Raw genomic sequence first — 24,835 nt, forward strand, 5'->3', positions numbered from 1 at the left:
AACTTAATCATACATGTGTGATTTGTGATCAAGAGAAGAATAGAGGCATTCATCTTTATACGAAATTCATATGCTTAGATTGTGAGAGAAAAGTAATTTCTACATCAACTTCTGATCCTGACTATGCCTTTTACGTAAAAAAACTAAAGAGCATTCATACACCGCCATTATATTCATAGACCTGAAAAGGTCTTTTTTTGTACTCTTAATAATAAAAAGAAGATGAAACTTGTTTAAGGATTGAACGTAGTAGATAATAATATTAAAACTGAGTATAGACACAGGAGTCGATTATCTCATGCAGAGATTTTTTCACTTTTTGATGTGGAGTTTAACTAGCGGTGCGACTTTTGTTTTCATAGGAATATTGAGCTTTTTCGGTTTAAACCAGTCGCTTTTTTTATCTTTTGTTTATGGGCTTGCTTCTGGAGCAGCCGTATATATAGCTGGCATCTGGAATGCAAGACGGTTATTTCTTAAAAAGCATGAATTGACAGGAAGAGAGTATGCTTACATTAAGAAAAACTTAGAGGAAGCAAGGCAGAAAATGATCCGTCTTAGAAAAGCCTTGTTTCAGGCTAAAAGCATTCAAATGTTTAAGCAAAATGCAGAAATGCTAAGGATTGTGAGAAGGATTTATCTCCTCACCAAAAAAGAGCCAAAGCGGTTTTATCAGGCAGAACGATTTTTTTATCAAACTCTCGATTCGGTTGTTGAATTGACAGAGAAGTATGCTTTTCTATCATCTCACCCAAAAAAAAGCAAAGAACTGTCGATGTCGTTAAGTGAGACACGCATCACTCTTACTGAATTGACCAAGCGTTTAGAGGAAGATTTAACTCAAGTAATGGGTGATGACATTGACGAGTTGCACTTTGAATTAGACGCAGCAAAACATTCATTAAAGAAATAAGGGAAGAGGGTAAGAGCGATGAACCGAGACCAAAGCGACCTTCATATAGATGAATTATTGGCAGATCCTTTTGGTGGTAACATAGAGATACCAGGTTCGGAGGCTGTAAAAGCAGAGAAAGAGCAAGTACGGCTTGTTGATGTTCTTCCTGAGGAAAACAAGGAAAAAGCAATTCAGCTTGCTGGACAGATTGATCATAAAAATATGCAAAGCATTGTCTTATACGGTTCACAAGCTCAATCTAAACTGCTGAACTTTTCTCATGATATGATTAATCATGTTCAAAAGAAGGATGTCGGGGAGATTGGCGAAATACTTGGAGAGCTGATGAAAAAGCTGGAGCAAGTAAATCCTGATGATCTCCAATCTAAGAAAAAGGGTTTTTTGGCACGCGTGTTTGGAAGAGTATCAAGTTCTCTTCAAGAGGTGCTGTCTAAATACCAAAAGACCAGTGTGCAGATAGACAGAATCAGTTTGAAGCTGGAGCACTCTAAAAATGCTTTAATCAGTGACAACAAGCTGTTAGAGCACTTATATGAAAAAAATAAAGAATATTTTGCCACGCTGAATGTTTATATTGCTGCAGGAGAACTGAAGCTGGAGGAATTAAAAACAAAAACGATTCCTGAACTGAAGCAACAGGCTGAATCGAGTGATCATAACCAAATGGCCGTTCAAGAGGTGAATGATTTAATTCAATTTGCTGACCGGTTAGATAAAAGGGTGCATGATTTGCTGCTGAGCAGGCAAATTACAATCCAAAGTGCACCGCAAATCAGGCTGATTCAAAATACAAACCAAGCGTTAGCTGAAAAGATTCAGTCATCCATTGTGACAGCTATTCCGTTATGGAAAAATCAAGTTGCCATTGCACTGACGCTTTTAAGGCAGCGCAATGCAGTGGATGCACAGCAGAAAGTATCTGATACAACCAATGAGCTTTTGCTGAAAAATGCGGAGCTTTTAAAAACCAATACAATTGAAACTGCACGGGCAAATGAAAGAGGCCTTGTTGATATAGATACCTTGAAGAAGGTGCAGGAAAGCTTAATAAGCACGCTTGAAGAAACACTGACTATACAAGAAGAAGGACGAATCAAACGCCGTCAGGCAGAAGAAGAGCTCATGATGATGGAAGGCGACCTGAAGCAAAAGCTGATTACAATAAAGGAAAGATAGTTACCAGTAAGTCTGGCTTTAAGTTCTGTCAGAGGCACGATATAATAAGGTGTAAGAAGACACATTCAAAGGATTGTTTTCATGAACACACCTTTATATAAAGCATTAATTCAACATGCGAGAAGAAATTCTCATTCATTTCATGTTCCGGGACATCACAATGGAGATGTCTTTTTTGATGACGCAAAGTCAATATTCGATCCGCTTCTCACCATTGATGTAACTGAACTGGCAGGACTGGATGATCTCCATCATCCTTCTGGGGTGATTAAGGAAGCTCAGGAGCTTGCCAGTCAATTATATGGATCGGTGGAAAGTTTTTTTCTGGTAAATGGTACGACTGTCGGAAACTTAGCGATGATTTTATCTGTTTGTGAACCTGGTGATACAATTCTGGTTCAAAGAAACTGTCATAAATCTGTATTTCATGCTGTTGATTTGTCCGGTGCTGAGCCGGTTTATCTTGCACCTGACGTTGATTCAGCGATGCATGTGCCTACGCATGTTCCGCTTGGAACAATTAAAGAGGCCCTGGAAGCATATCCAGATGCGAAAGGCTTGGTACTTACCAATCCGACATATTACGGACATAGTGCTGATTTGACTGAGATCATTACTGAAGCCCATCATTACGGGATTCCTGTTTTGGTCGATGAAGCGCATGGCGCACATTTTATTTTAGGTGAGCCTTTTCCGGTCTCAGCTTTAAAAATGGGGGCAGATATTGTTGTTCAGTCGGCCCACAAAACGTTGCCTGCCATGACGATGGGTTCTTATTTGCATCTCAACAGCAGCTGCAGGATTAACAGGGATCGGGTGGCAGAGTATTTAAACCGATTACAAAGCAGCAGCCCGTCTTATCCGATTATGGCTTCGTTAGATATTGCCCGCGCTTATGTACAGCATATTATAGAAGAACAAAAGCTTTCTGACATTCTGCAGCGGATACAAACACTTAAACAAACGTTTGATTCACTTACAAATGCTGAAGCTGTTAACCCTGCTAATCCACTGATCATCACGGACCCGCTGAAGCTCACAATTCGTTCAAAACGCGGGCATTCTGGCTATACGCTGCAAAGCATATTAGAGCGTGCCAACATATTCACTGAGCTTGCTGATGAAAATCAAGTTCTGCTCGTTCTCCCATTGGGAGGAAAACGGAGAATAAACGGTGAAACCATTAGAAGCATCGATGAAGAGATTGAGAAAACGCCTCCGGATCAGACGTTTGTTTCTGCAGAATGGGGTGTGCAGCCTGTTACTGTCTTGCCTTATCCAAAAAAGGTCTTACATTCGTTTAAGAAAGAATATGTGAGCTTTGAGGAAGCAGCTGGCCGGCTGAATGCAGAAGATATCATCCCTTATCCTCCGGGTATCCCGATGATTATGGGGGGAGAAAGAATAACAAAAGAAAGTGTGCAAAAGCTCAGCCGCTTGATCAGCATGAAAACGCATGTTCAAGGGAATATGAAAATCAAAGAGAAACAACTACTTGTTTATATAGAAGAGGAGAAATCATGAGCGGTTTATTTATTACATTCGAAGGTCCTGAAGGTGCAGGAAAAACGACTGTTCTGCAGGAGATCAAAAACATACTGACAGCAGAAGGCCTTCAGGTTATGGCAACTCGAGAGCCAGGCGGAATAGATATTGCAGAACAAATTCGAGAGGTTATTCTGAATGAGAACAACACATTAATGGACCCAAAAACAGAAGCTCTCTTATATGCGGCTGCAAGGCGCCAGCATTTAGTTGAAAAAGTAAAACCTGCTTTAGAACAGGGGTTTATCGTTCTTTGCGACAGATTTATAGACAGTTCTCTTGCGTATCAAGGATATGCAAGAGGACTTGGAATTGATGAGGTTCTGTCGATTAATGAATTTGCCATTGGAGATATGATGCCCCATGTAACGGTTTATTTTTCAATTGATCCGGAAGAAGGACTGAAGCGTATTTACGCAAACGGCTCACGGGAGAAAAACAGGCTCGATTTAGAAAAACTGGACTTTCATACAAAAGTACAAGAAGGTTATCAAGAGCTGATGAAGCGATTTCCGGAAAGATTTCATTCAGTTGATGCCGGGCAATCCAAAGGCCTCGTCGTTCAGGATGTTCTAAAGGTGATCGATGAAGCGTTGAAAAAAATTCAATTGTGACCTGTTTCCCAATAGTTGATATAATAATGTAAACGAGATCACGTTGTTTCCAATCTAAAGGAGGCCTTCACAGATGAAATTGATAGTGGCAGTTGTACAAGATCAGGACAGCAACAGACTTTTGAAAACCTTAACGGATCACAACTTCAGAGTTACAAAGCTTGCGACGACAGGAGGATTTCTTAAATCAGGCAATACAACGTTTATGATCGGTGTCGAGGATATACGCGTCAATAAAGCGTTGAGTCTCATTAAAGAAAACGGGCAGAAACGTGATCAGATGATTGCCCCTGTATCTCCAATGGGCGGAAATGCTGATTCTTATGTCCCTTATCCAGTCGAAGTTGAAGTTGGCGGAGCGACAGTATTTGTCCTTCCAGTCGATGAATTTCATCAATTTTAAGGATCTGAAACTGTGAAAATTAATAAAGATATACGTACATTTATAGATAATAAGCAGATTCCCTCTGTGAAAACATCTGAGATCACAGCATCGTTTAAAACATCAATGGAAAACCAAAGCAGCAAAATGAAGCTTGATCAGCTTACCAGGCTGTTATCTGATATAGAAGCATTCGGAAAAAGGCTAACGAAATCTCGGAATTTTAAAGACTTAGCGAGATTTAAAGGACTTGTGAAACGTTTTGTCAAAGAAGCTGTGGACAGCGGCCTTTCACATGAAACATCGAAAAGCTTTGACCTTTACGGGAACAGCAGAACGCTGGGACTTGTGAAAGAAATAGATGACAAATTGATACAGCTTACGGAAGAGATGATGGATCAGGAAAAACCGGCAATTGATTTGCTGGAGCGTATTGGCGAAATAAAAGGTTTATTAATTAACCTTTACACATAGAGAGTGATACAATGGCAATATCCTGGAAGGAAATGAACGAGCTTCAGCCCAGAGTGATGAAGCTTTTATATAATAGTATTGAGAAGGACAGACTATCACACGCTTATTTGTTTGAGGGGAAAAAAGGAACAGGCAAGCTTGATGCCGCGCTGCTTCTTGCAAAAAGCTTCTTTTGTCTGGAGGGTGGCGCGGAGCCTTGTGAGAGCTGCCGAAACTGTAAACGGATAGAGTCAGGGAACCATCCTGATCTCCATCTTGTTCAGCCTGATGGCTTATCAATCAAAAAGGCGCAAATTCAAGCGCTCCAAGAAGAGTTTTCTAAGACAGGACTTGAATCGCATAAAAAGCTGTATATTATTTCGCACGCAGATCAAATGACAGCAAATGCGGCGAACAGCCTGCTGAAATTTTTAGAAGAACCGAACAAAGACACAATGGCGGTCCTCATCACTGAGCAGCCCCAAAGGTTATTGGATACCATCATTTCAAGATGCCAAACCCTTCCTTTTCAGCCTTTGCAGCCGAAAGCAATTGAAGACAGACTGATCGAACAGGACGTCTCGCCTCATATGGCAAGGCTTCTGGCCAACATGACTAATAATGTAGCAGAAGCAGTCGAATTAAGTCGAAATGATGAGTTTGCAGAGTCTAGAGCGAAAGTGATAAAATTGTATGAAGTCCTACACCAGCGGAAAGGACATGCTTTTTTCTTTATTCAAGATCAATGGATGCCCTTTTTCAAAGAAAAAACCCATCAAGAAATGGGTCTTGATATGCTCTTATTGATATATCGTGATGTGTTGTCCATCCAAATAGGAAATGAAGATAAATTGATTTATCAAGACTTATTCCAATCAATAAAACAGCATGCGCTACAATCAACACAACAAAGCGTTACGAATCAGATACTTGCTGTTTTAGAAGCAAAGAAACGGCTTCATTCCAATGTGAATGTACAAGGATTAATGGAGCACTTGGTGTTAATGTTGCAGGAGGGATAAGCTTGTACAATGTAATTGGTGTCCGCTTTAAGAAAGCGGGTAAAATATATTATTTTGATCCGAATGGATTTCATATAGAACATGACAGCTGCGTAATTGTAGAAACTGTCAGAGGTGTTGAGTACGGCCAGGTCGTAATTGCAAATAAACAGGTGGATGAGCATGATGTGGTGCTTCCCCTTCGAAAAGTGATACGTGTGGCTGACGAGCGCGATCTTCTCATTGTAGAAGAAAATAAACAGGAAGCACTATCAGCATTTGATATCTGCCAAAAGAAAGTGATTGAGCATGGCTTGGATATGAAGCTGGTCGATGTTGAATTCACGTTTGATCGCAATAAAGTCATTTTTTACTTCACTGCTGACGGCCGAGTCGACTTTAGAGAGCTTGTAAAGGATTTGGCTTCTATCTTTAAGACAAGAATTGAGCTGCGCCAAATCGGAGTAAGGGATGAGGCAAAAATGCTCGGAGGAATCGGTCCTTGCGGAAGAATGCTTTGCTGTTCAACGTTCCTTGGAGATTTTGAACCCGTTTCCATTAAAATGGCCAAGGATCAGAACTTGTCTTTAAATCCTACGAAGATTTCGGGCCTTTGCGGACGATTGATGTGCTGTCTAAAATATGAGAACGATGAGTATGAGACGGCAAAAGAACAGCTTCCGGATATAGGAGAAATGATTACGACAGCAAACGGTCCCGCGAAGGTCGTCGGACTAAATATTCTGGAACGGGTGCTTCAGGTGGAACTGATAAACCGTGAAAAAGTGATAGAATATACTTGGGAAGAGCTCTTGGAAGAGGGCGTCGTATCCGCACAAACCACAGATTAACGAGGTGTGGAACCTTGGATAAAAAAGAGTTATTTGATACAGTCATTAACTTAGAAGAACAAATTGGCTCACTGTACCGGCAGCTGGGGGATTTGAAGCAGCATATCGGTGAGATGATTGAGGAAAATCATCATTTACAGCTTGAAAACAAGCATTTGCGCAAACGGCTGGACGATACGACGCAGCAGATTGAAAAGTTCAAAGCTGATAAAAAAGAATCAAAAACACAGAAGACAGAGCAAACTGATATAGGGGAAGGATATGATAATCTGGCACGTCTGTATCAAGAAGGATTTCATATCTGCAATGTCCACTATGGAAGTGTTCGAAAAGAGGATTGTCTTTTCTGTCTGTCATTCTTAAATAAAAAATAGGGAAAAGGCTTCCGCATAAGACGGGAGCCTTTTTCAAAGGTACTGAAAGGATAAGAAGATGGTTTCATTACATGATGATGAAAGATTAGATTATTTGCTGGCAGAGGACATGAAAATCATACAAAGCCCAACAGTGTTTGTTTTTTCGTTGGACGCTGTGCTTCTGTCCAAATTTGCGTACGTTCCGATTCAAAAAGGGAAAATTGTTGATTTATGCACCGGCAATGGTATTGTGCCGCTGCTGCTCAGTACAAGATCAAAAGCAGACATTCTGGGAGTCGAAATTCAAGAACGGCTGCATGATATGGCTGTTCGCAGCGTGGAGTATAATAAGCTGGACGATCAGATCCAGATCATACATGATGACCTGAAAAACATGCCGGAGAAACTTGGACATAATCGATATGATGTTGTCACCTGCAATCCGCCGTATTTTAAAACGCCGAAACAAACTGAACAAAACATGAACGAGCATCTCCGAATCGCAAGACATGAAATCCACTGCACGCTGGAGGATGTCATTTCAGTCAGCAGCAAGCTGCTCAAGCAAGGGGGAAAAGCAGCTCTTGTTCACCGGCCGGGAAGGCTTCTGGAGATTTTTGAACTGATGAAGGCTTATCAAATCGAGCCGAAACGTGTACAATTTGTCTATCCGAAGCAAGGGAAAGAAGCCAATACCATTCTGGTTGAAGGTATCAAAGGCGGGCGCCCAGATTTGAAAATTCTTCCTCCCTTATTCGTTTATGATGAACAAAATGAATATACAAAAGAAATCAGGACCATTTTATATGGAGACAAATAACCATTTCTTCTACGTCGTGAAATGTAAGGACAATAGCTGGTATGCCGGATATACCAACGATCTGCATAAACGAGTGAAAACGCACAATGATGGAAAGGGCGCAAAGTACACAAAAGTAAGACGTCCGGTTGAATTAATTTTTGCCGAGAGCTTTTCAACAAAGCGGGAAGCTATGCAGGCGGAATATTATTTCAAAAAACTAACTCGGAAGAAAAAAGAGCTTTATATAGAAGAAAAGCGGAACAGCAAGGAGGCTGTATATGTTAAGGCGCCAAATGAGCTTTAATGGAAAGTCGGACATGGGGATTCTTTACTTGGTCCCAACCCCAATCGGAAATCTAGAGGATATGACATTCCGGGCGATCGACACGCTGAAATCGGTGGATGCGATTGCTGCGGAAGATACGAGGCAAACGAAAAAGCTTTGTCATGTATATGAAATTGAAACACCGCTCGTCAGCTATCACGAACACAATAAAGAAAGCAGTGGGCACAAAATTATTGAATGGCTGAAGTCGGGAAAAAACATTGCTCTTGTCAGTGATGCCGGTCTGCCGACGATTTCTGATCCCGGAGCGGAAATTGTAAAGGATTTTACGGATATAGGCGGTTATGTTGTTCCGTTGCCGGGAGCAAATGCCGCATTAACAGCTCTTATTGCTTCAGGTATTGTACCGCAGCCTTTTTTCTTTTACGGTTTTCTCAACAGACAGAAAAAAGAAAAGAAGAAGGAGCTTGAAGCCCTTAAAAAACGGCGGGAAACGATCATTTTTTATGAAGCGCCTCACAGATTGAAGGAAACCTTGTCAGCGATGGCAGAGATATTAGGAGATCGGGAAATTGCTGTAACGCGTGAACTCACTAAGAAATATGAAGAGTTTATCCGAGGAACGATATCCGAGGTCATTGGATGGGCAAACGAGGATCAGATACGCGGCGAGTTTTGTCTTGTTGTAGAAGGAAGTAATAATGAAGAGATAGATGAGGAAGAACAATGGTGGGAAACCCTCACTGCGAAAGAACATGTCGAGCATTACATCTCGAAAGGCGCTACTTCTAAAGAAGCCATTAAAAAAGCAGCAGTCGATCGCAATGTACCAAAGCGTGAAGTGTACGATGCTTACCATATTAAGCAATAAAAAAACGTTCTTGTGTCATAACAAGAACGTTTTTTGTACAAGAAATGATTATTTAAGGTTTTGAAGCTGGTTTTGGATTTCGCTGATGATTTGCTCAGCGCCTTCTTTACTAAGAACCAATTTACCGCCTGCAAGTTTAAGGTTATCATCAGAAACTTCACCAGTTACTTGGCAAGTCATGTTTGGTTTATATTTTTTAAGGATGATTTTTTCATCATCAACATAGATTTCAAGAGCATCTTTTTCTGCGATTCCAAGAGTACGACGCAGTTCGATAGGAATAACTACACGTCCTAATTCATCAACTTTACGTACAATACCAGTAGATTTCATAAACATTCTCCTCCCAAGAGATACTTATTTGTTTAAATTATATTTTTCTTCGTCATTATTCGACAAAATCCTTACCTTCATAGCATAACAAGGTTTCCAATAATCGTCAATCATTTTGTTTACTATTGATTGTAAGAATTAGTTCTTATAGTCAGTAATGTCTTAGAAACTACCGAAATAACAGCATTTTATAAATATTTAATAAAGCTATTATCCTACTAAAAATCCTTTTAAATCAAGACTTTCGAACCAAAGTTTTTTATTTCATTTGATTATATACGACAAAATTCGACACGAACAGACTTTTTTTATTTTCATTAAAGATTTTTAATTTTAATTATTCTTTTTCAGGGCGTATGTATATATTCTTGATCTTAAAGGCTAAGATGGTATCATAGATAAAGGATAAATATAAATAATATTCATATATGATTTGCACTTATCGCCGCTCTCGTCCTTTGGGCGGGAGCTTTTTGACATTCTGATTAGGAGGTTTCAAGATGCCGCAAGAAAACAATACATTTTACATTACAACACCGATTTATTATCCGAGCGGAAAATTACATATCGGCCATGCATATACGACAGTCGCGGGAGATGCAATGGCACGTTACAAAAGATTAAAAGGGTTCGATGTTCGCTATTTAACGGGAACGGACGAGCATGGACAAAAGATCCAGCAAAAAGCTGAACAGGAAAACATTACACCTCAGGAGTATGTGGATCGTGCAGCGGCAGATATTCAAAAACTGTGGAAGCAGCTTGAAATCTCAAACGACGACTTTATCCGCACGACAGAAAAACGGCATAAAGTTGTCATTGAAAAAGTGTTTCAAAAGCTTCTTGATAACGGGGACATCTATCTTGATGAGTATGAAGGCTGGTACAGCATCCCTGATGAAACGTTCTACACGGAAACTCAGCTCGTTGATATTGAGCGGAATGAAAAGGGAGAGGTCATCGGCGGAAAAAGCCCTGACAGCGGTCACCCAGTTGAATTGATCAAAGAGGAATCTTATTTCTTCCGCATGGGGAAATACGCGGATCGACTTCTGAAATACTATGAAGAAAACCCGACATTCATTCAGCCAGAATCACGCAAAAACGAAATGATTAATAACTTTATCAAACCTGGACTTGAGGATTTGGCAGTATCACGTACCACTTTTGATTGGGGCGTGAAGGTGCCGGAAAATCCAAAGCATGTTGTATATGTTTGGATTGACGCACTATTTAACTATTTAACGGCACTCGGTTATGATACAGAAAATGATGAGCTTTATCAAAAATATTGGCCTGCCGATGTTCATTTAGTCGGTAAGGAGATTGTACGATTCCATACTATTTACTGGCCAATTATGCTGATGGCGCTGGATCTTCCGCTGCCAAAGCAAGTATTCGCGCATGGATGGCTTTTGATGAAAGACGGAAAAATGTCGAAATCAAAAGGAAACGTTGTAGATCCGGTTACATTAATTGAACGCTATGGTTTAGACGAACTTCGCTATTACTTGCTTCGCGAAGTGCCGTTCGGATCAGACGGTGTTTTCACGCCGGAAGGATTTGTTGAGCGAATCAACTATGATTTAGCGAATGATTTAGGAAATCTATTGAATCGTACTGTTGCGATGATCAATAAGTATTTTGACGGACAAATTGGTTCTTACAAAGGTGCTGTTACGGAATTTGACCAAACGCTCACTTCTGTTGCTGAAGAAACAGTGAAAGCTTATGAGAAAGCAATGGAAAATATGGAGTTCTCGGTAGCACTTTCGACTTTATGGCAGCTCATCAGCCGCACAAACAAATACATTGACGAGACAGCTCCATGGGTGCTTGCGAAAGATCCGGCAAAAGAAGAAGAATTGCGATCAGTTATGTATCATCTCGCTGAATCATTGCGTATTTCAGCGGTACTGCTTCAGCCATTCTTAACAAAAACACCTGAAAAAATGTTCGAGCAGCTGGGCATTACTGATGAATCTTTAAAAGCTTGGGACAGCATTACAACTTTCGGCCAGCTGAAAGATACAAAAGTACAAAAAGGCGATCCATTGTTCCCTCGTTTAGAGGCAGAAGAAGAAATTGCTTACATCAAAGAGAAAATGCAAGGTTCGGCACCAGCGAAAGAAGAAACAAAAGAAGAGCCGCAAGAGGTCGATCGTTTACCTGAAATTACGATTGATCAATTTATGGATGTAGAGCTTCGCGTAGCTGAGGTCATTGAGGCAGAACCAGTGAAAAAAGCAGACCGTTTATTGAAGCTGCAGCTTGATCTTGGTTTTGAAAAGCGCCAAGTGGTATCCGGCATTGCGAAGCATTATACGCCTGAAGAGCTTGTTGGAAAAAAACTCGTTTGTGTAACAAATCTAAAACCGGTTAAACTCAGAGGAGAGCTTTCTCAAGGTATGATCCTTGCAGGAGAAGCAGACGGCGTTTTAAAGGTCGTATCTATCGATCAGTCGTTACCAAAAGGCACAAGAATTAAATAATGATAAACAAAAGGTGTTTCACGTGTAACAATTCGTCGAACACCTTTTGTGTTTCGACAAGAAAGGAGTTTTTCACTTATGTTGTTTGACACTCACGCGCATTTAAATGCAGAACAATATGATACTGATCTTGAAGAGGTTATTGAACGGGCAAAAGCTGAAAAAGTTGAACGAATTGTCGTAGTTGGTTTTGACCGTCCGACGATTACCCGTGCGATGGAAATGATTGAGGAATATGATTTTATTTATGCAGCCATTGGCTGGCACCCTGTTGACGCTATTGACATGACAGAGGAAGACTTAGCGTGGATTAAAGAGCTTTCTGCTCATGAGAAAGTGGTAGCGATAGGGGAAATGGGACTGGATTATCATTGGGATAAATCACCTAAAGATATTCAAAAAGAGGTGTTTAGAAAACAAATCGCCTTAGCGAAAGAGGTCAATTTGCCTATTATCATTCATAACCGTGATGCAACGGAGGATGTCGTGACCATTTTGAAAGAGGAAGGCGCAGAAGCTGTGGGCGGAATCATGCACTGCTTTACAGGAAGTGCGGAAGTGGCAAGAGAATGCATGAAAATGAATTTTTATTTATCATTTGGGGGACCGGTGACATTTAAAAATGCGAAGAAACCGAAGGAAGTAGTGAAGGAAATTCCCAATGACCGGCTGCTGATTGAAACGGACTGCCCGTTTCTCACACCGCACCCTTTCCGCGGGAAAAGAAATGAGCCAAGCTATGTGAAATATGTGGCAGAACAAATCGCCGAATTAAAAGAAATGACCTTTGAAGAGATTGCTTCCATCACGACTGAAAATGCGAAAAGACTTTTCCGTATAAACTGACAAAAAACGCTAGCGGGTTTTGTAAGAGCTTGTCCCTTACAGCGTTTTTCTATAAAAGTTCTACATGCTTTCTTCTCCTCATAGGATAGGTTTGTCGACAAGTCTTTCTTCCGTTTCTCAGTGTATTTCAGGATAATGAAGAGGACACTGAGCTTTTGGGAGAAAGAGAAGGGAGGGTTGACAGCCTTTTAGATACTCTATATAATCTCTCCGAGGAGAAGGAGGCGTTTTTCATCACACAAAAAATGAAAAAGCTGTTTTCCGTAAAGCTTAGCAAAAGCAAAGTCATTCTGGTTGCTGCTTGTTTGCTTTTGGCAGGAAGCGGGACTGCGTACGCGGCTCATGAGCTGACGAAACAATCAGTCTCAGTTTCTATCAATGGCAAAAAGAAACATATACGCACACATGCAAATACAGTCGGTGATCTTTTGGAGACGCTTGATATAAAGACAAGAGACGAAGACAAGATCACACCTGCTAAACAGACAAAGATAACAGCAGACATGGACGTTGTGTATGAGGCTGCAAAACCTGTGAAGCTTACAATAAACGGGGAAGAAAAGACGTTATGGTCAACAGCAAAAACGGTCGGTGCATTACTGGACGAACAAGATGTTGATGTGAAAGAACAAGATCAAATTGATCCCGCAATAGATACAGATATTTCGAAAGACATGAAGATTAACATAGAGCCCGCATTTCAGGTTACTGTGAATGATGCAGGGAAACAAAAGAAGATCTGGACGACTTCGACTACGGTCGCTGACTTTTTAAAACAGCAAAAGATGAACATAAAAGACGAAGATAAAATCAAGCCTGCGTTAGATGCAAAGCTGACGAAAGGAAAGGCTGATATTACAATTACTCGTATCGAAAAGGTCACCGATGTAGTTGAAGAGAAGATTGCGTTCGATGTGAAAAAGCAAGAAGACGCTTCTCTTGAAAAAGGGAAAGAAAAGGTCGTCCAAAAAGGAAAAGAAGGCAAGCTAAAAAAACATTTCGAAGTCGTTAAAGAAAACGGTAAAGAAGTGTCCAGAGAGCTTGTAAAAGAAGAAACAGCTGAACAAAGCAAAGATAAAGTGATTGCTGTCGGCACAAAGCAAAGCAGTCCAAAATTTGAAACGGTCAGTGCTTCAGGTGATTCAAAAACAGTTGTGTCCCGCAGCAATGAATCAACAGGCAAAGTCATGACTGTATCATCTACGGCTTATACGGCAAGCTGCAGCGGTTGTTCAGGACATACAGCGACAGGCGTCAATTTAAAAAATAATCCGAATGCCAAAGTCATCGCTGTGGATCCAAATGTCATTCCGCTAGGCTCCAAAGTCCACGTGGAAGGCTATGGATATGCCATTGCTGCAGATACCGGTTCAGCGATTAAAGGGAACAAGATAGACGTCTTTTTCCCAGAGAAATCATCGGCGTACCGATGGGGAAATAAAACAGTCAAAATTAAAATCTTAAATTAGTATATACTTATGTATTCAGAGGGTTTTGCGCCCTCTGTTTTTTTCGTTATAATAGACAAAGTGCATTTTCTGCTTATTAGACGCTCGATATAAGAAAAAGTTTCATGAATATACAAAAGTTTTTATTTTGTCTTGGAGGAAATAATGAAAATTAAAGAGATCATTGTGGTCGAGGGGCGTGACGATACGGCCCGCATCAAATTGGCTGTTGATGCAGACACAATTGAAACAAATGGTTCAGCCATCGATGATCATGTGATTGACCAAATCCGTTTGGCCCAGAAGACGAGAGGCGTCATTATTTTAACGGATCCGGACTTTCCGGGAGAGAAGATTCGCAAAACCATCTCAGAGGCTGTACCCGGCTGTAAGCATGCATTTTTGCCAAAACATCTTGCCAAACCTAAAAACAAGCGGGGAATTGGTGTGGAGCATGCATCGGTTGAAAGCATTAGGGCATGTTTAGAAAATGTGCATGAGGAGATGGAAGCGCAGCCGAGTGACATTTCAGCTGAGGATTTGATTCATGCCGGACTAATAGGCGGGCCTGCGGCCAAATGCCGCCGGGAACGACTGGGTGATCTGTTGAAAATCGGCTATACAAATGGCAAACAGCTTCAAAAACGGCTGCAAATGTTTCAAATTAAAAAAAGTGATTTTATGAGTGCGCTCGATACCGTTATGCGGGAGGAACAGAATGAATAAAGATATTGCGACACCGATTAGAACGAAAGAGATACTGAAGAAATACGGTTTTTCTTTTAAAAAGAGCTTAGGACAGAATTTCTTAATTGATACGAACATTTTAAACAGAATTGTTGATCACGCGGAAGTGACGGAGAAAACAGGTGTCATTGAAATCGGCCCGGGAATCGGGGCTTTAACCGAACAGCTTGCCAAGCGGGCGAAAAAGGTCGTGGCATTTGAGATTGACCAGCGATTATTGCCGATTCTGAAGGATACACTGTCACCTTACGAAAATGTCACTGTCATTCATCAGGACGTGTTAAAGGCTGATGTCAAATCAGTCATTGAAGAACAATTTCAAGATTGTGATGAGATCATGGTAGTTGCCAACCTTCCTTATTACGTAACAACACCGATTATCATGAAACTGCTTGAAGAACATCTTCCGCTGAAAGGGATTGTGGTTATGCTGCAAAAAGAAGTGGCTGAGCGCATGGCGGCTGATCCTTCATCTAAGGAATACGGCTCGCTTTCAATCGCGGTGCAGTTTTATACAGAAGCCAAAACGGTGATGATCGTCCCGAAAACCGTATTTGTTCCTCAGCCTAATGTCGATTCCGCAGTCATTCGTCTGATTCTCCGAGACGGCCCGGCAGTGGACGTGGAAAACGAATCCTTTTTCTTTCAGCTCATCAAGGCAAGCTTTGCACAGCGCCGTAAAACGCTGCTCAATAACTTAGTTAACAATCTGCCTGAAGGAAAAGCACAAAAATCAACGATTGAACAAGTGCTCGAAGAAACAAATATTGACGGTAAGCGCCGAGGTGAATCCCTGTCTATTGAGGAATTCGCAGCGCTGTCTAACGGATTGTATAAAGCCCTTTTCTAAAAGGGCTTTTTGTTTTGCGCACCACATGGACTGCCGCTACATAGGCTAGAGAAGGACCTTTCATTCAATGATAAGAAAAAACTTGGACTCAGCGAAAAAAGGCGCTTTCTCAAGGCTCTTTCTTTCATGATGAGGCTTAGTCTATGTGTGGAGTGAGGAACGTGCAATTTCAAATAGGGGATATGGTAGCCAGAAAATCCTATCAGATGGATGTTTTGTTTCGAATTATAGGAATAGAGCAAACAAGCAAAGGAAATTCAATTGCCATTTTGCATGGAGATGAAGTCAGGCTGATTGCTGATTCGGATTTTTCTGATCTGGTGGCAGTGAAAAAGGATGAGCAGATGATGCGGAAAAAGAAAGATGAGAGCAGAATGAATGAGTCGCTCGAATTGCTCCGCCAAGATTATAAGCTGCTCAGAGAAAAGCAGGAGTACTATGCGACAAGCCAATATCAGCATCAGGAGCATTATTTCCATATGCCGGGCAAAGTGCTTCATCTGGATGGTGACGAAGCATATCTGAAAAAATGCCTGAATGTCTATAAAAAAATTGGAGTGCCGGTCTATGGCATCCATTGCCATGAAAAGAAAATGTCTGCTTCTATTGAAGAATTGCTCGACAAATATCGACCTGATATCCTGGTGATCACAGGGCATGATGCGTATTCGAAGCAAAAGGGCGGCATTGATGATTTGAATGCGTACAGACATTCTAAGCACTTTGTTGAAACTGTTCAAACAGCCCGAAAAAAGATCCCTCACTTAGATCAGCTTGTTATTTTTGCGGGGGCCTGCCAATCCCATTTTGAATCACTCATCAGAGCGGGTGCGAATTTTGCGAGTTCACCGTCAAGAGTTAATATTCATGCGCTTGATCCGGTATATATCGTCGCGAAGATCAGCTTTACGCCGTTTATGGAACGGATTAATGTATGGGAAGTGCTCCGTAATACGCTGACAAGAGAGAAAGGGCTTGGAGGTATTGAAACAAGAGGAGTTCTGAGAATTGGTATGCCTTATAAGTCCAATTAACAGTTGAAAACCTGCATAGGAGAGCTATGCGGGTTTTTTATTTTACATAATGATACATAATTTACCGAAACTTGCGGAACATAATTGAGGAATCATAGAATTTTGTCAAAATAATTTTATTGACAACGTCTTATTAACGTTGATATAATTTAAATTTTATTTGACAAAAATGGGCTCGTGTTGTACAATAAATGTAGTGAGGTGGATGCAATGGCGAAGACGTTGTCCGATATTAAAAGATCGCTTGATGGGAATTTAGGTAAAAGGCTGACGTTAAAAGCAAACGGTGGCCGCCGAAAAACGATTGAGCGTTCGGGCATTTTAGCTGAGACGTACCCTTCTGTTTTTGTGATACAACTAGATCAAGACGAGAACTCGTTTGAAAGAGTTTCATACAGTTATGCTGATATTTTGACTGAGACTGTTGAGCTGACATTTAATGATGACGCCGCAAGCTCAGTGGCATTTTAACGGGCAGTGAACCTTTTGTTTACTGCTTTTTGTTTTGCCCTTTTTTGGTTTCCAGTAATTTAAACGAAAGTTCCATCTGATTTAACAAAAGATAAAACAGTCACATATTATCGTGACGTGCACGAATGGCTATCACTTCTAAAAAAGGGGTTGTTTCGTTTGGGCAGACGTCGTGGAGTTATGTCAGATGAGTTTAAATATGAGCTGGCTAAAGACCTTGGTTTTTATGACACAGTAAAAAATGGCGGCTGGGGCGAAATTCGGGCTCGCGATGCCGGTAACATGGTAAAGCGCGCTATTGAAATCGCCGAACAGCAAATGGCTCAGAATCAGAATAACCGATAAGGATGTGACCCGGGGGACGTGCTGTTCCCTGGTTTTTTTATTTTGGATATAAATACATAATGGGCTGAATATGGATATGTTCATCCTGTACTTCAAATGTGATACAATGTTCATACTTATGTTTAGATGGAGAAGTAGGTGAAAGCTATGCGTATTTTAGAAAAAGCGCCAGCTAAGATCAATCTGTCACTTGACGTCACCCGAAAACGCCCGGATGGCTATCATGAAGTCGAAATGATCATGACGACAATTGATTTAGCTGATCGAATTGAATTGACGGAGCTTGCAGAGGATGAAGTGAGGGTTTCCTCCCACAACCGATTTGTGCCTGATGACCAAAGAAACTTAGCTTATCAGGCTGCCAAGCTGATCAAGGACAGATACAACGTGAAAAAGGGAGTTTCCATCATGATTACGAAGGTAATTCCGGTGGCTGCCGGTCTTGCCGGCGGGAGCAGTGATGCGGCGGCGACGCTCAGAGGGCTGAACAGACTGTGGAATTTAAATCTGTCTGCGGAAACGCTTGCTGAGCTTGGAGCGGAAATTGGCTCTGACGTTTCATTTTGTGTCTATGGCGGAACTGCATTAGCAACAGGGCGCGGCGAGAAAATTAAACATATCAGCACGCCTCCGCACTGCTGGGTCATTTTAGCGAAGCCGACTATCGGTGTTTCAACTGCTGAAGTGTACAGAGCGCTGAAACTGGATGGTATAGAGCATCCCGATGTACAAGGCATGATCGAGGCGATAGAAGAAAAGAGTTTTCAGAAGATGTGCAGCCGTTTAGGCAATGTGCTTGAATCTGTTACGCTCGATATGCATCCTGAAGTTGCGATGATCAAAAATCAGATGAAACGCTTTGGTGCAGATGCCGTGTTAATGAGCGGGAGCGGCCCGACAGTGTTTGGACTGGTTCAGTATGAGTCGAAGGTGCAGAGAATTTATAACGGGTTAAGAGGCTTCTGCGATCAAGTTTATGCGGTGAGAATGATCGGCGAACAGAACGCTCTTGATTAAATCCGTATGTTAAGTTATATTGATCTTAAAATATTCGGATTTTGGGGGTAAGTTCATGAAGTTTCGTCGCAGCGGCAGATTGGTGGACTTAACAAATTATTTGTTAACCCATCCGCACGAGTTAATACCGCTAACCTTTTTCTCTGAGCGGTATGAATCTGCAAAATCATCGATCAGTGAAGATTTAACAATTATTAAACAAACCTTTGAACAGCAGGGGATTGGTACTTTGCTTACTGTTCCCGGAGCTGCCGGAGGCGTTAAATATATTCCGAAAATGAAGCAGGCTGAAGCTGAAGAGTTTGTGCAGACACTTGGACAGTCGCTGGCAAATCCTGAGCGTATCCTTCCGGGCGGTTATGTATATTTAACGGATATCTTAGGAAAGCCATCTGTACTCTCCAAGGTAGGGAAGCTGTTTGCTTCCGTGTTTGCAGAGCGCGAAATTGATGTTGTCATGACCGTTGCCACGAAAGGCATCCCTCTTGCGTACGCAGCTGCAAGCTATTTGAATGTGCCTGTTGTGATCGTTCGTAAAGACAATAAGGTAACAGAGGGCTCCACAGTCAGCATTAATTACGTTTCAGGCTCCTCAAACCGCATTCAAACAATGTCACTTGCGAAAAGAAGCATGAAAACGGGTTCAAACGTACTCATTATTGATGACTTTATGAAAGCAGGCGGCACAATTAATGGTATGATTAACCTGTTGGATGAGTTTAACGCAAATGTGGCGGGAATCGGCGTCTTAGTTGAAGCCGAAGGAGTAGATGAACGTCTTGTTGATGAATATATGTCACTTCTTACTCTTTCAACCATCAACATGAAAGAGAAGTCCATTGAAATTCAGAATGGCAATTTTCTGCGTTTTTTTAAAGACAATCTTTTAAAGAATGGAGAGACAGAATCATGACAAAAGCAGTCCACACAAAACATGCCCCAGCGGCAATCGGGCCTTATTCACAAGGGATTATCGTCAACAATATGTTTTACAGCTCAGGTCAAATCCCTTTGACTCCTTCAGGCGAAATGGTGAACGGCGATATTAAGGAGCAGACTCATCAAGTATTCAGCAATTTAAAGGCGGTTCTGGAAGAAGCGGGTGCTTCTTTTGAAACAGTTGTAAAAGCAACTGTATTTATCGCGGATATGGAACAGTTTGCGGAAGTAAACGAAGTGTACGGACAATATTTTGACACTCACAAACCGGCGAGATCTTGTGTTGAAGTCGCGAGACTCCCGAAGGATGCGTTAGTCGAGATCGAAGTTATTGCACTGGTGAAATAATAAGAAAAGTGATTCTGGGAGAGCCCGGGATCACTTTTTTATTTACCTTATGCCCGAAATGAAAGCTTTATGACCTAATTGTGTAACTATATCCTATTTTTTCAAAAAATATTTTAAAAACGAGCAGGATTTCAGAAAAAATCGTGGAATTGATACACTAATGCTTTTATATAGGGAAAAGGTGGTGAACTACTGTGGAAGTTACTGACGTAAGATTACGCCGCGTGAATACCGATGGTCGCATGAGAGCGATTGCATCCATCACGCTGGATCACGAATTTGTTGTACATGATATTCGTGTGATTGATGGAAACAATGGTCTTTTCGTTGCGATGCCGAGTAAACGCACCCCTGATGGAGAGTTCCGCGATATTGCTCATCCTATTAATTCAAGCACGCGAGGAAAGATTCAAGATGCCGTGTTAAATGAGTATCATCGTCTGGGTGACACTGAAGCATTAGAATTCGAAGAAGCTGGAGCTTCTTAAAAAATAACCAAAAAGCAAGGACTGCTGAAAGGGCTGACATAAGCCTTTTGCCAGCGGTCCTTTTTTAATTCTGATTTTTCAAACTTAGTTGCACTCAATAGAAAATTCTTGCACTTCATGAAGTCTCCTTGAAATCAGAAGATATTTAGGATATATTTTTCTATGGATAAAAGGGATATTGGAGGCCAATAAATGGATAAGCGGTTTGCAGTTGTTTTAGCGGCTGGACAAGGAACGAGAATGAAATCGAAGCTTTATAAAGTCCTTCATCCAGTTTGCGGTAAGCCTATGGTAGAGCACGTCGTGGACGAAGCCTTAAAATTATCTTTATCGAAGCTTGTCACGATTGTCGGACATGGTGCGGAAGAAGTGAAAAAGCAGCTTGGTGATAAAAGCGAGTACGCGCTTCAAGCAGAACAGCTTGGCACTGCTCATGCTGTAAAACAGGCACAGCCATTTCTTGCTGACGAAAAAGGCGTCACAATTGTCATTTGCGGAGATACGCCGCTTTTGACAGCAGAGACGATGGAACAGATGCTGAAAGAACATACACAAAGAGAAGCGAAAGCTACGATTTTAACTGCGGTTGCAGAAGATCCAACCGGATACGGCCGCATTATTCGCAGCGAAAACGGAGCGGTTCAAAAAATCGTTGAGCATAAGGACGCCTCTGAAGAAGAACGTCTTGTAACTGAGATCAACACCGGTACGTATTGTTTTGACAATGAAGCGCTATTTCGGGCTATTGATCAGGTGTCTAATGATAATGCCCAAGGCGAGTATTATTTGCCGGATGTCATAGAGATTCTTAAAAATGAAGGCGAAACTGTTGCCGCTTACCAGACTGGTAATTTCCAAGAAACGCTCGGAGTTAATGATAGAGTTGCTCTTTCTCAGGCAGAACAATTTATGAAAGAGCGCATTAATAAACGGCATATGCAAAATGGCGTGACGTTGATCGACCCGATGAATACGTATATTTCTCCTGACGCTGTTATCGGAAGCGATACTGTGATTTACCCTGGAACTGTGATTAAAGGTGAGGTGCAAATCGGAGAAGATACGATTATTGGCCCTCATACGGAGATTATGAATAGTGCCATTGGCAGCCGTACGGTTATTAAACAATCGGTAGTCAATCACAGTAAAGTGGGGAATGATGTAAACATAGGACCTTTTGCTCACATCAGACCTGATTCTGTCATCGGGAATGAAGTGAAGATCGGGAATTTTGTAGAAATTAAAAAGACTCAATTCGGAGACCGAAGCAAGGCATCTCATCTAAGCTATGTCGGCGATGCTGAGGTAGGCACTGATGTAAACCTGGGCTGCGGTTCAATTACTGTCAATTATGATGGAAAGAATAAGTATTTGACAAAAATTGAAGATGGCGCGTTTATCGGCTGCAATTCCAACTTGGTTGCCCCTGTCACAGTCGGAGAAGGCGCTTATGTGGCGGCAGGTTCAACTGTTACGGAAGATGTACCTGGAAAAGCACTTGCTATTGCCAGAGCGAGACAAGTAAATAAAGACGATTATGTGAAAAATATTCATAAAAAATAATCCTAAATTCGGAGGTTTATCCATGTCTAATCAATACGGAGATAAGAATTTAAAGATTTTTTCTTTGAATTCGAATCCAGAGCTTGCAAAAGAAATCGCAGATATAGTTGGAGTTCAATTAGGGAAATGTTCTGTCACAAGATTTAGTGACGGGGAAGTCCAAATTAATATCGAAGAAAGTATTCGCGGATGTGATTGTTACATCATCCAGTCTACAAGTGACCCCGTTAACGAGCATATTATGGAACTGCTGATTATGGTAGATGCGTTAAAACGCGCTTCTGCAAAAACGATTAACATTGTTATTCCTTATTACGGTTATGCGCGTCAAGACAGAAAAGCAAGATCCCGTGAGCCAATCACAGCTAAACTTTTCGCTAACCTGCTTGAAACAGCCGGTGCGACTCGTGTGATTGCACTTGACCTGCATGCGCCGCAAATTCAAGGATTCTTTGATATACCGATTGACCACTTAATGGGTGTTCCGATTTTAGGAGAATATTTTGAAGGCAAAAATCTTGAAGATATCGTCATTGTTTCACCAGACCATGGCGGTGTGACACGTGCCCGCAAACTGGCTGACCGACTAAAAGCGCCAATTGCGATTATCGATAAACGCCGTCCGCGTCCAAACGTGGCGGAAGTCATGAATATTGTAGGTAACATCGAAGGGAAGACTGCTATCCTCATCGATGACATTATTGATACTGCAGGTACGATTACACTTGCTGCTAATGCGCTCGTTGAAAACGGAGCGAAAGAAGTATATGCATGCTGTACACACCCTGTACTATCAGGCCCTGCGGTTGAACGGATTAATAATTCAACAATTAAAGAGCTTGTTGTGACAAACAGCATCAAGCTTCCTGAAGAAAAGAAAATTGAACGCTTTAAGCAGCTTTCAGTCGGACCGCTTCTGGCCGAAGCGATTATTCGCGTTCATGAGCAGCAATCAGTCAGCTATCTGTTCAGCTAAACCATTTTTCGAGGTTTAAATCCTTATCGTTATGGGTATTGTTTGTAATAGGACAACTAAAACGACAAGAGGATGGTGCTGAATATGGCAACTTTAACGGCAAAAGAAAGAACGGACTTTACTCGTTCGTCTCTTCGGAATATCCGTACTTCAGGACATGTTCCAGGTATCATATATGGGAAGGATACGGGCAACAAACCTGTGTCATTAGACAGTGTGGAGCTCATCAAAACGCTGAGGGACGAAGGCAAAAATGCAGTCATTACGCTTGAGGTCAGCGGAGAAAAACACTCCGTCATGGTAACAGACCTGCAGACGGACCCGCTGAAAAATGAAATCACTCATGCTGATTTTCAAGTAGTTAATATGAGTGAGGACATTGAAGTGGAAGTTCCGATTCATCTGACCGGAGAAGCCATTGGAGTGAAAAACGGAGGCGTACTGCAGCAGCCGTTATATGCACTTACTGTAAAGGCCAAGCCAAAAGCCATTCCGCAAACGATTGAGGCTGATATTTCAAGCCTCGATGTAAATGAAGTACTGACGATTGCAGATTTGCCTGCTGGCGGTGACTACTCCTTTAATCATGAGTCAGATGAGGTTGTGGCTTCAATCCTTCCTCCGCAGCAGCAGGAAGCAGCTGAGGTCGATGAAGAGGAATCTGCCGATGCTCAGCCAGAAGGTGAAAACGAACAATAATAGCTTAAGGCGTAACCCTCCCGCGGTTACGTCTTTTGTGCTAGAATGAGAAGAATTATAGCCCGTTTATGAAGACGGGAGTTATGTGACTAAGGGAGGATTCGCCATGCTTGTGATTGCCGGTCTCGGAAACCCGGGGAAGAACTATGAAAATACACGGCATAATGTCGGATTTATGGTGATAGATCAGCTTGCAAAGGAATGGAATATAGAGCTGAATCAAAATAAATTTAACGGATTATACGGAACCGGATTTGTTTCCGGCAAAAAGGTTCTACTTGTTAAACCGCTTACATATATGAATTTATCAGGAGAATGTTTGCGGCCTTTAATGGACTACTATGATGTCGATAACGAAGATTTGACAGTCATTTACGACGACCTTGACCTTCCGACTGGCAAGATCCGTTTAAGAACGAAAGGAAGCGCCGGAGGGCACAATGGCATCAAATCACTGATCCAGCATCTTGGTACATCCGAGTTTGACCGTATCCGCATCGGAATCGGCCGGCCTGTAAACGGCATGAAGGTCGTTGATTATGTGTTGGGCTCCTTTACCAAGGAGGAGGCACCTGAGATCGAAGAAGCGGTTGATAAATCTGTGAAGGCTTGTGAGGTTTCTTTGAGTAAACCGTTTTTAGAAGTCATGAACGAATTTAACGCAAAGGTATAAAATGTAACAACAAAGTCCATACTACACCAAAATGACTTTTTCATCAGGAGGTCCCTTGTATGGCTTTGCATTATTATTGTCGTCATTGCGGAGTGAAAGTAGGCAGTCTCGAATCTTCAATGGTATCGACAGACTCACTTGGATTTCAGCACTTAACAAATGAGGAAAGAAACGATATGATTTCTTATAAAGAAAATGGAGATGTCCATGTTTTGACGATATGTGAAGACTGCCAAGAGGCGCTTGACCGAAATCCGCATTACCACGAATATCACACATTTATTCAATAAAAAGCTTTGGTGTAGACACTAGA

The 24,835-nt window shown here is 41.6% G+C and carries 31 protein-coding genes (1 of these 31 running past the window's edge); 30 read left to right on the forward strand and 1 reads right to left on the reverse strand.

Going from position 1 to position 24,835, the window contains the following annotated elements; genetic code table 11:
* From csfB to rsmI, 13 genes are all read left to right on the forward strand, one after another.
* A protein-coding gene (csfB, locus tag MKX38_RS00180) for an anti-sigma-G factor (protein ID WP_003243294.1) crosses the window boundary here: on the forward strand, positions 1 to 179 show its 3' portion. 16 nt of this gene lie to the left of the window's left edge; 179 of the gene's 195 nt are visible here — the last part of the coding sequence; its start codon lies beyond the left edge, outside the window; its stop codon occupies positions 177 to 179.
* Between the two features lie 119 nt (positions 180 to 298).
* Positions 299 to 913 carry a 5-bromo-4-chloroindolyl phosphate hydrolysis family protein gene (locus tag MKX38_RS00185; protein ID WP_339188282.1) on the forward strand — a complete coding sequence of 205 codons (615 nt, stop codon included), beginning with the start codon at positions 299 to 301 and terminating at the stop codon, positions 911 to 913.
* Between the two features lie 18 nt (positions 914 to 931).
* Positions 932 to 2,092 carry a toxic anion resistance protein gene (locus MKX38_RS00190; protein WP_038428258.1) on the forward strand — a complete coding sequence of 387 codons (1,161 nt, stop codon included), beginning with the start codon at positions 932 to 934 and terminating at the stop codon, positions 2,090 to 2,092.
* Positions 2,093 to 2,173: 81 nt separating this feature from the next.
* A complete protein-coding gene (locus tag MKX38_RS00195) occupies positions 2,174 to 3,616 on the forward strand; it encodes an aminotransferase class I/II-fold pyridoxal phosphate-dependent enzyme (protein WP_339188286.1) in 1,443 nt (480 codons plus the stop codon).
* Positions 3,613 to 4,251, forward strand: a complete 639-nt coding sequence (tmk, locus tag MKX38_RS00200) for a dTMP kinase (RefSeq protein WP_003226776.1) — start codon at positions 3,613 to 3,615, stop codon at positions 4,249 to 4,251. Before MKX38_RS00195 ends, tmk begins: the two co-directional genes overlap by 4 nt.
* A gap of 73 nt (positions 4,252 to 4,324) precedes the next feature.
* Positions 4,325 to 4,654, forward strand: coding sequence for a cyclic di-AMP receptor DarA (gene darA, locus MKX38_RS00205; protein ID WP_003242755.1), 330 nt, complete (start codon positions 4,325 to 4,327; stop codon positions 4,652 to 4,654).
* Positions 4,655 to 4,666: 12 nt separating this feature from the next.
* A complete protein-coding gene (locus MKX38_RS00210) occupies positions 4,667 to 5,107 on the forward strand; it encodes a YaaR family protein (protein WP_009966249.1) in 441 nt (146 codons plus the stop codon).
* 11 nt (positions 5,108 to 5,118) lie between these two features.
* The gene (holB, locus tag MKX38_RS00215) at positions 5,119 to 6,108 is read left to right on the forward strand and encodes a DNA polymerase III subunit delta' (protein WP_003244417.1); all 990 of its coding nucleotides are present in this window, start codon (positions 5,119 to 5,121) and stop codon (positions 6,106 to 6,108) included.
* Between the two features lie 2 nt (positions 6,109 to 6,110).
* Positions 6,111 to 6,938 (forward strand): competence/sporulation regulator complex protein RicT, encoded by an 828-nt coding sequence (gene ricT, locus MKX38_RS00220; protein ID WP_003226767.1) that lies wholly within the window; start codon positions 6,111 to 6,113, stop codon positions 6,936 to 6,938.
* A gap of 14 nt (positions 6,939 to 6,952) precedes the next feature.
* Positions 6,953 to 7,312: a replication initiation-control protein YabA gene (yabA, locus tag MKX38_RS00225; RefSeq protein ID WP_003218308.1), complete on the forward strand. Its 360-nt coding sequence runs from the start codon at positions 6,953 to 6,955 to the stop codon at positions 7,310 to 7,312.
* A 58-nt stretch (positions 7,313 to 7,370) separates the two neighbouring features.
* Positions 7,371 to 8,114, forward strand: a complete 744-nt coding sequence (locus MKX38_RS00230; RefSeq protein ID WP_339188289.1) for a tRNA1(Val) (adenine(37)-N6)-methyltransferase — start codon at positions 7,371 to 7,373, stop codon at positions 8,112 to 8,114.
* Complete coding sequence (locus MKX38_RS00235) at positions 8,101 to 8,400, forward strand: GIY-YIG nuclease family protein (RefSeq protein ID WP_003242983.1); 300 nt, start codon at positions 8,101 to 8,103, stop codon at positions 8,398 to 8,400. Before MKX38_RS00230 ends, MKX38_RS00235 begins: the two co-directional genes overlap by 14 nt.
* A complete protein-coding gene (gene rsmI / locus MKX38_RS00240) occupies positions 8,375 to 9,253 on the forward strand; it encodes a 16S rRNA (cytidine(1402)-2'-O)-methyltransferase (RefSeq protein WP_046380717.1) in 879 nt (292 codons plus the stop codon). The genes MKX38_RS00235 and rsmI overlap by 26 nt, the downstream gene beginning before the upstream one ends.
* A gap of 48 nt (positions 9,254 to 9,301) precedes the next feature.
* Here rsmI and abrB read toward each other — a convergent pair whose 3' ends face one another.
* Positions 9,302 to 9,592 carry a transition state genes transcriptional regulator AbrB gene (abrB, locus tag MKX38_RS00245; RefSeq protein WP_003226760.1) on the reverse strand — a complete coding sequence of 97 codons (291 nt, stop codon included), beginning with the start codon at positions 9,590 to 9,592 and terminating at the stop codon, positions 9,302 to 9,304.
* A gap of 494 nt (positions 9,593 to 10,086) precedes the next feature.
* Between abrB and metG the strand changes: the two genes are divergently transcribed.
* From metG to fin, 17 genes are all read left to right on the forward strand, one after another.
* Positions 10,087 to 12,078: a methionine--tRNA ligase gene (gene metG / locus MKX38_RS00250; RefSeq protein ID WP_339188292.1), complete on the forward strand. Its 1,992-nt coding sequence runs from the start codon at positions 10,087 to 10,089 to the stop codon at positions 12,076 to 12,078.
* A gap of 78 nt (positions 12,079 to 12,156) precedes the next feature.
* The gene (locus MKX38_RS00255; RefSeq protein ID WP_014475570.1) at positions 12,157 to 12,924 is read left to right on the forward strand and encodes a TatD family hydrolase; all 768 of its coding nucleotides are present in this window, start codon (positions 12,157 to 12,159) and stop codon (positions 12,922 to 12,924) included.
* Positions 12,925 to 13,079: 155 nt separating this feature from the next.
* Positions 13,080 to 14,393, forward strand: coding sequence for a ubiquitin-like domain-containing protein (locus MKX38_RS00260; RefSeq protein WP_003226754.1), 1,314 nt, complete (start codon positions 13,080 to 13,082; stop codon positions 14,391 to 14,393).
* Between the two features lie 144 nt (positions 14,394 to 14,537).
* Positions 14,538 to 15,098 (forward strand): ribonuclease M5, encoded by a 561-nt coding sequence (gene rnmV, locus MKX38_RS00265; RefSeq protein WP_003226752.1) that lies wholly within the window; start codon positions 14,538 to 14,540, stop codon positions 15,096 to 15,098.
* Positions 15,091 to 15,969 (forward strand): 16S rRNA (adenine(1518)-N(6)/adenine(1519)-N(6))-dimethyltransferase RsmA, encoded by an 879-nt coding sequence (gene rsmA, locus MKX38_RS00270; RefSeq protein ID WP_003226751.1) that lies wholly within the window; start codon positions 15,091 to 15,093, stop codon positions 15,967 to 15,969. Before rnmV ends, rsmA begins: the two co-directional genes overlap by 8 nt.
* 161 nt (positions 15,970 to 16,130) lie before the next feature.
* The gene (prtG, locus tag MKX38_RS00275; protein ID WP_014475574.1) at positions 16,131 to 17,003 is read left to right on the forward strand and encodes a sporulation-specific protease PrtG; all 873 of its coding nucleotides are present in this window, start codon (positions 16,131 to 16,133) and stop codon (positions 17,001 to 17,003) included.
* 210 nt (positions 17,004 to 17,213) lie between these two features.
* Positions 17,214 to 17,474, forward strand: coding sequence for a Veg family protein (locus MKX38_RS00280; protein ID WP_003218330.1), 261 nt, complete (start codon positions 17,214 to 17,216; stop codon positions 17,472 to 17,474).
* Positions 17,475 to 17,633: 159 nt separating this feature from the next.
* Positions 17,634 to 17,819 carry a small, acid-soluble spore protein, alpha/beta type gene (locus MKX38_RS00285; RefSeq protein ID WP_003218333.1) on the forward strand — a complete coding sequence of 62 codons (186 nt, stop codon included), beginning with the start codon at positions 17,634 to 17,636 and terminating at the stop codon, positions 17,817 to 17,819.
* 147 nt (positions 17,820 to 17,966) lie between these two features.
* Positions 17,967 to 18,836, forward strand: coding sequence for a 4-(cytidine 5'-diphospho)-2-C-methyl-D-erythritol kinase (gene ispE, locus MKX38_RS00290; RefSeq protein WP_003226742.1), 870 nt, complete (start codon positions 17,967 to 17,969; stop codon positions 18,834 to 18,836).
* Between the two features lie 55 nt (positions 18,837 to 18,891).
* Positions 18,892 to 19,749: a pur operon repressor gene (gene purR / locus MKX38_RS00295; protein ID WP_003218342.1), complete on the forward strand. Its 858-nt coding sequence runs from the start codon at positions 18,892 to 18,894 to the stop codon at positions 19,747 to 19,749.
* Positions 19,746 to 20,123 carry a 2-iminobutanoate/2-iminopropanoate deaminase gene (gene ridA, locus MKX38_RS00300; protein ID WP_003226738.1) on the forward strand — a complete coding sequence of 126 codons (378 nt, stop codon included), beginning with the start codon at positions 19,746 to 19,748 and terminating at the stop codon, positions 20,121 to 20,123. The genes purR and ridA overlap by 4 nt, the downstream gene beginning before the upstream one ends.
* Positions 20,124 to 20,317: 194 nt before the next feature.
* Positions 20,318 to 20,611, forward strand: coding sequence for a septation regulator SpoVG (gene spoVG, locus MKX38_RS00305; RefSeq protein WP_003218346.1), 294 nt, complete (start codon positions 20,318 to 20,320; stop codon positions 20,609 to 20,611).
* A 192-nt stretch (positions 20,612 to 20,803) separates the two neighbouring features.
* Positions 20,804 to 22,174, forward strand: coding sequence for a bifunctional UDP-N-acetylglucosamine diphosphorylase/glucosamine-1-phosphate N-acetyltransferase GlmU (gene glmU / locus MKX38_RS00310; protein ID WP_015382564.1), 1,371 nt, complete (start codon positions 20,804 to 20,806; stop codon positions 22,172 to 22,174).
* 22 nt (positions 22,175 to 22,196) lie between these two features.
* The gene (locus MKX38_RS00315; RefSeq protein WP_003218353.1) at positions 22,197 to 23,150 is read left to right on the forward strand and encodes a ribose-phosphate diphosphokinase; all 954 of its coding nucleotides are present in this window, start codon (positions 22,197 to 22,199) and stop codon (positions 23,148 to 23,150) included.
* Positions 23,151 to 23,234: 84 nt separating this feature from the next.
* Positions 23,235 to 23,849, forward strand: coding sequence for a 50S ribosomal protein L25/general stress protein Ctc (locus MKX38_RS00320; protein ID WP_003243443.1), 615 nt, complete (start codon positions 23,235 to 23,237; stop codon positions 23,847 to 23,849).
* A gap of 106 nt (positions 23,850 to 23,955) precedes the next feature.
* The gene (gene pth, locus MKX38_RS00325) at positions 23,956 to 24,522 is read left to right on the forward strand and encodes an aminoacyl-tRNA hydrolase (protein ID WP_046380723.1); all 567 of its coding nucleotides are present in this window, start codon (positions 23,956 to 23,958) and stop codon (positions 24,520 to 24,522) included.
* Between the two features lie 59 nt (positions 24,523 to 24,581).
* Positions 24,582 to 24,812: an anti-sigma-F factor Fin gene (gene fin / locus MKX38_RS00330; RefSeq protein WP_003243417.1), complete on the forward strand. Its 231-nt coding sequence runs from the start codon at positions 24,582 to 24,584 to the stop codon at positions 24,810 to 24,812.
* The last annotated feature ends 23 nt before the right edge of the window (positions 24,813 to 24,835 follow it).

Origin of the sequence: Bacillus sp. FSL M8-0025 (assembly GCF_037975475.1) — a bacterium.
In the GTDB taxonomy this organism is placed as follows: Bacteria; Bacillota; Bacilli; order Bacillales; family Bacillaceae; genus Bacillus; species Bacillus subtilis.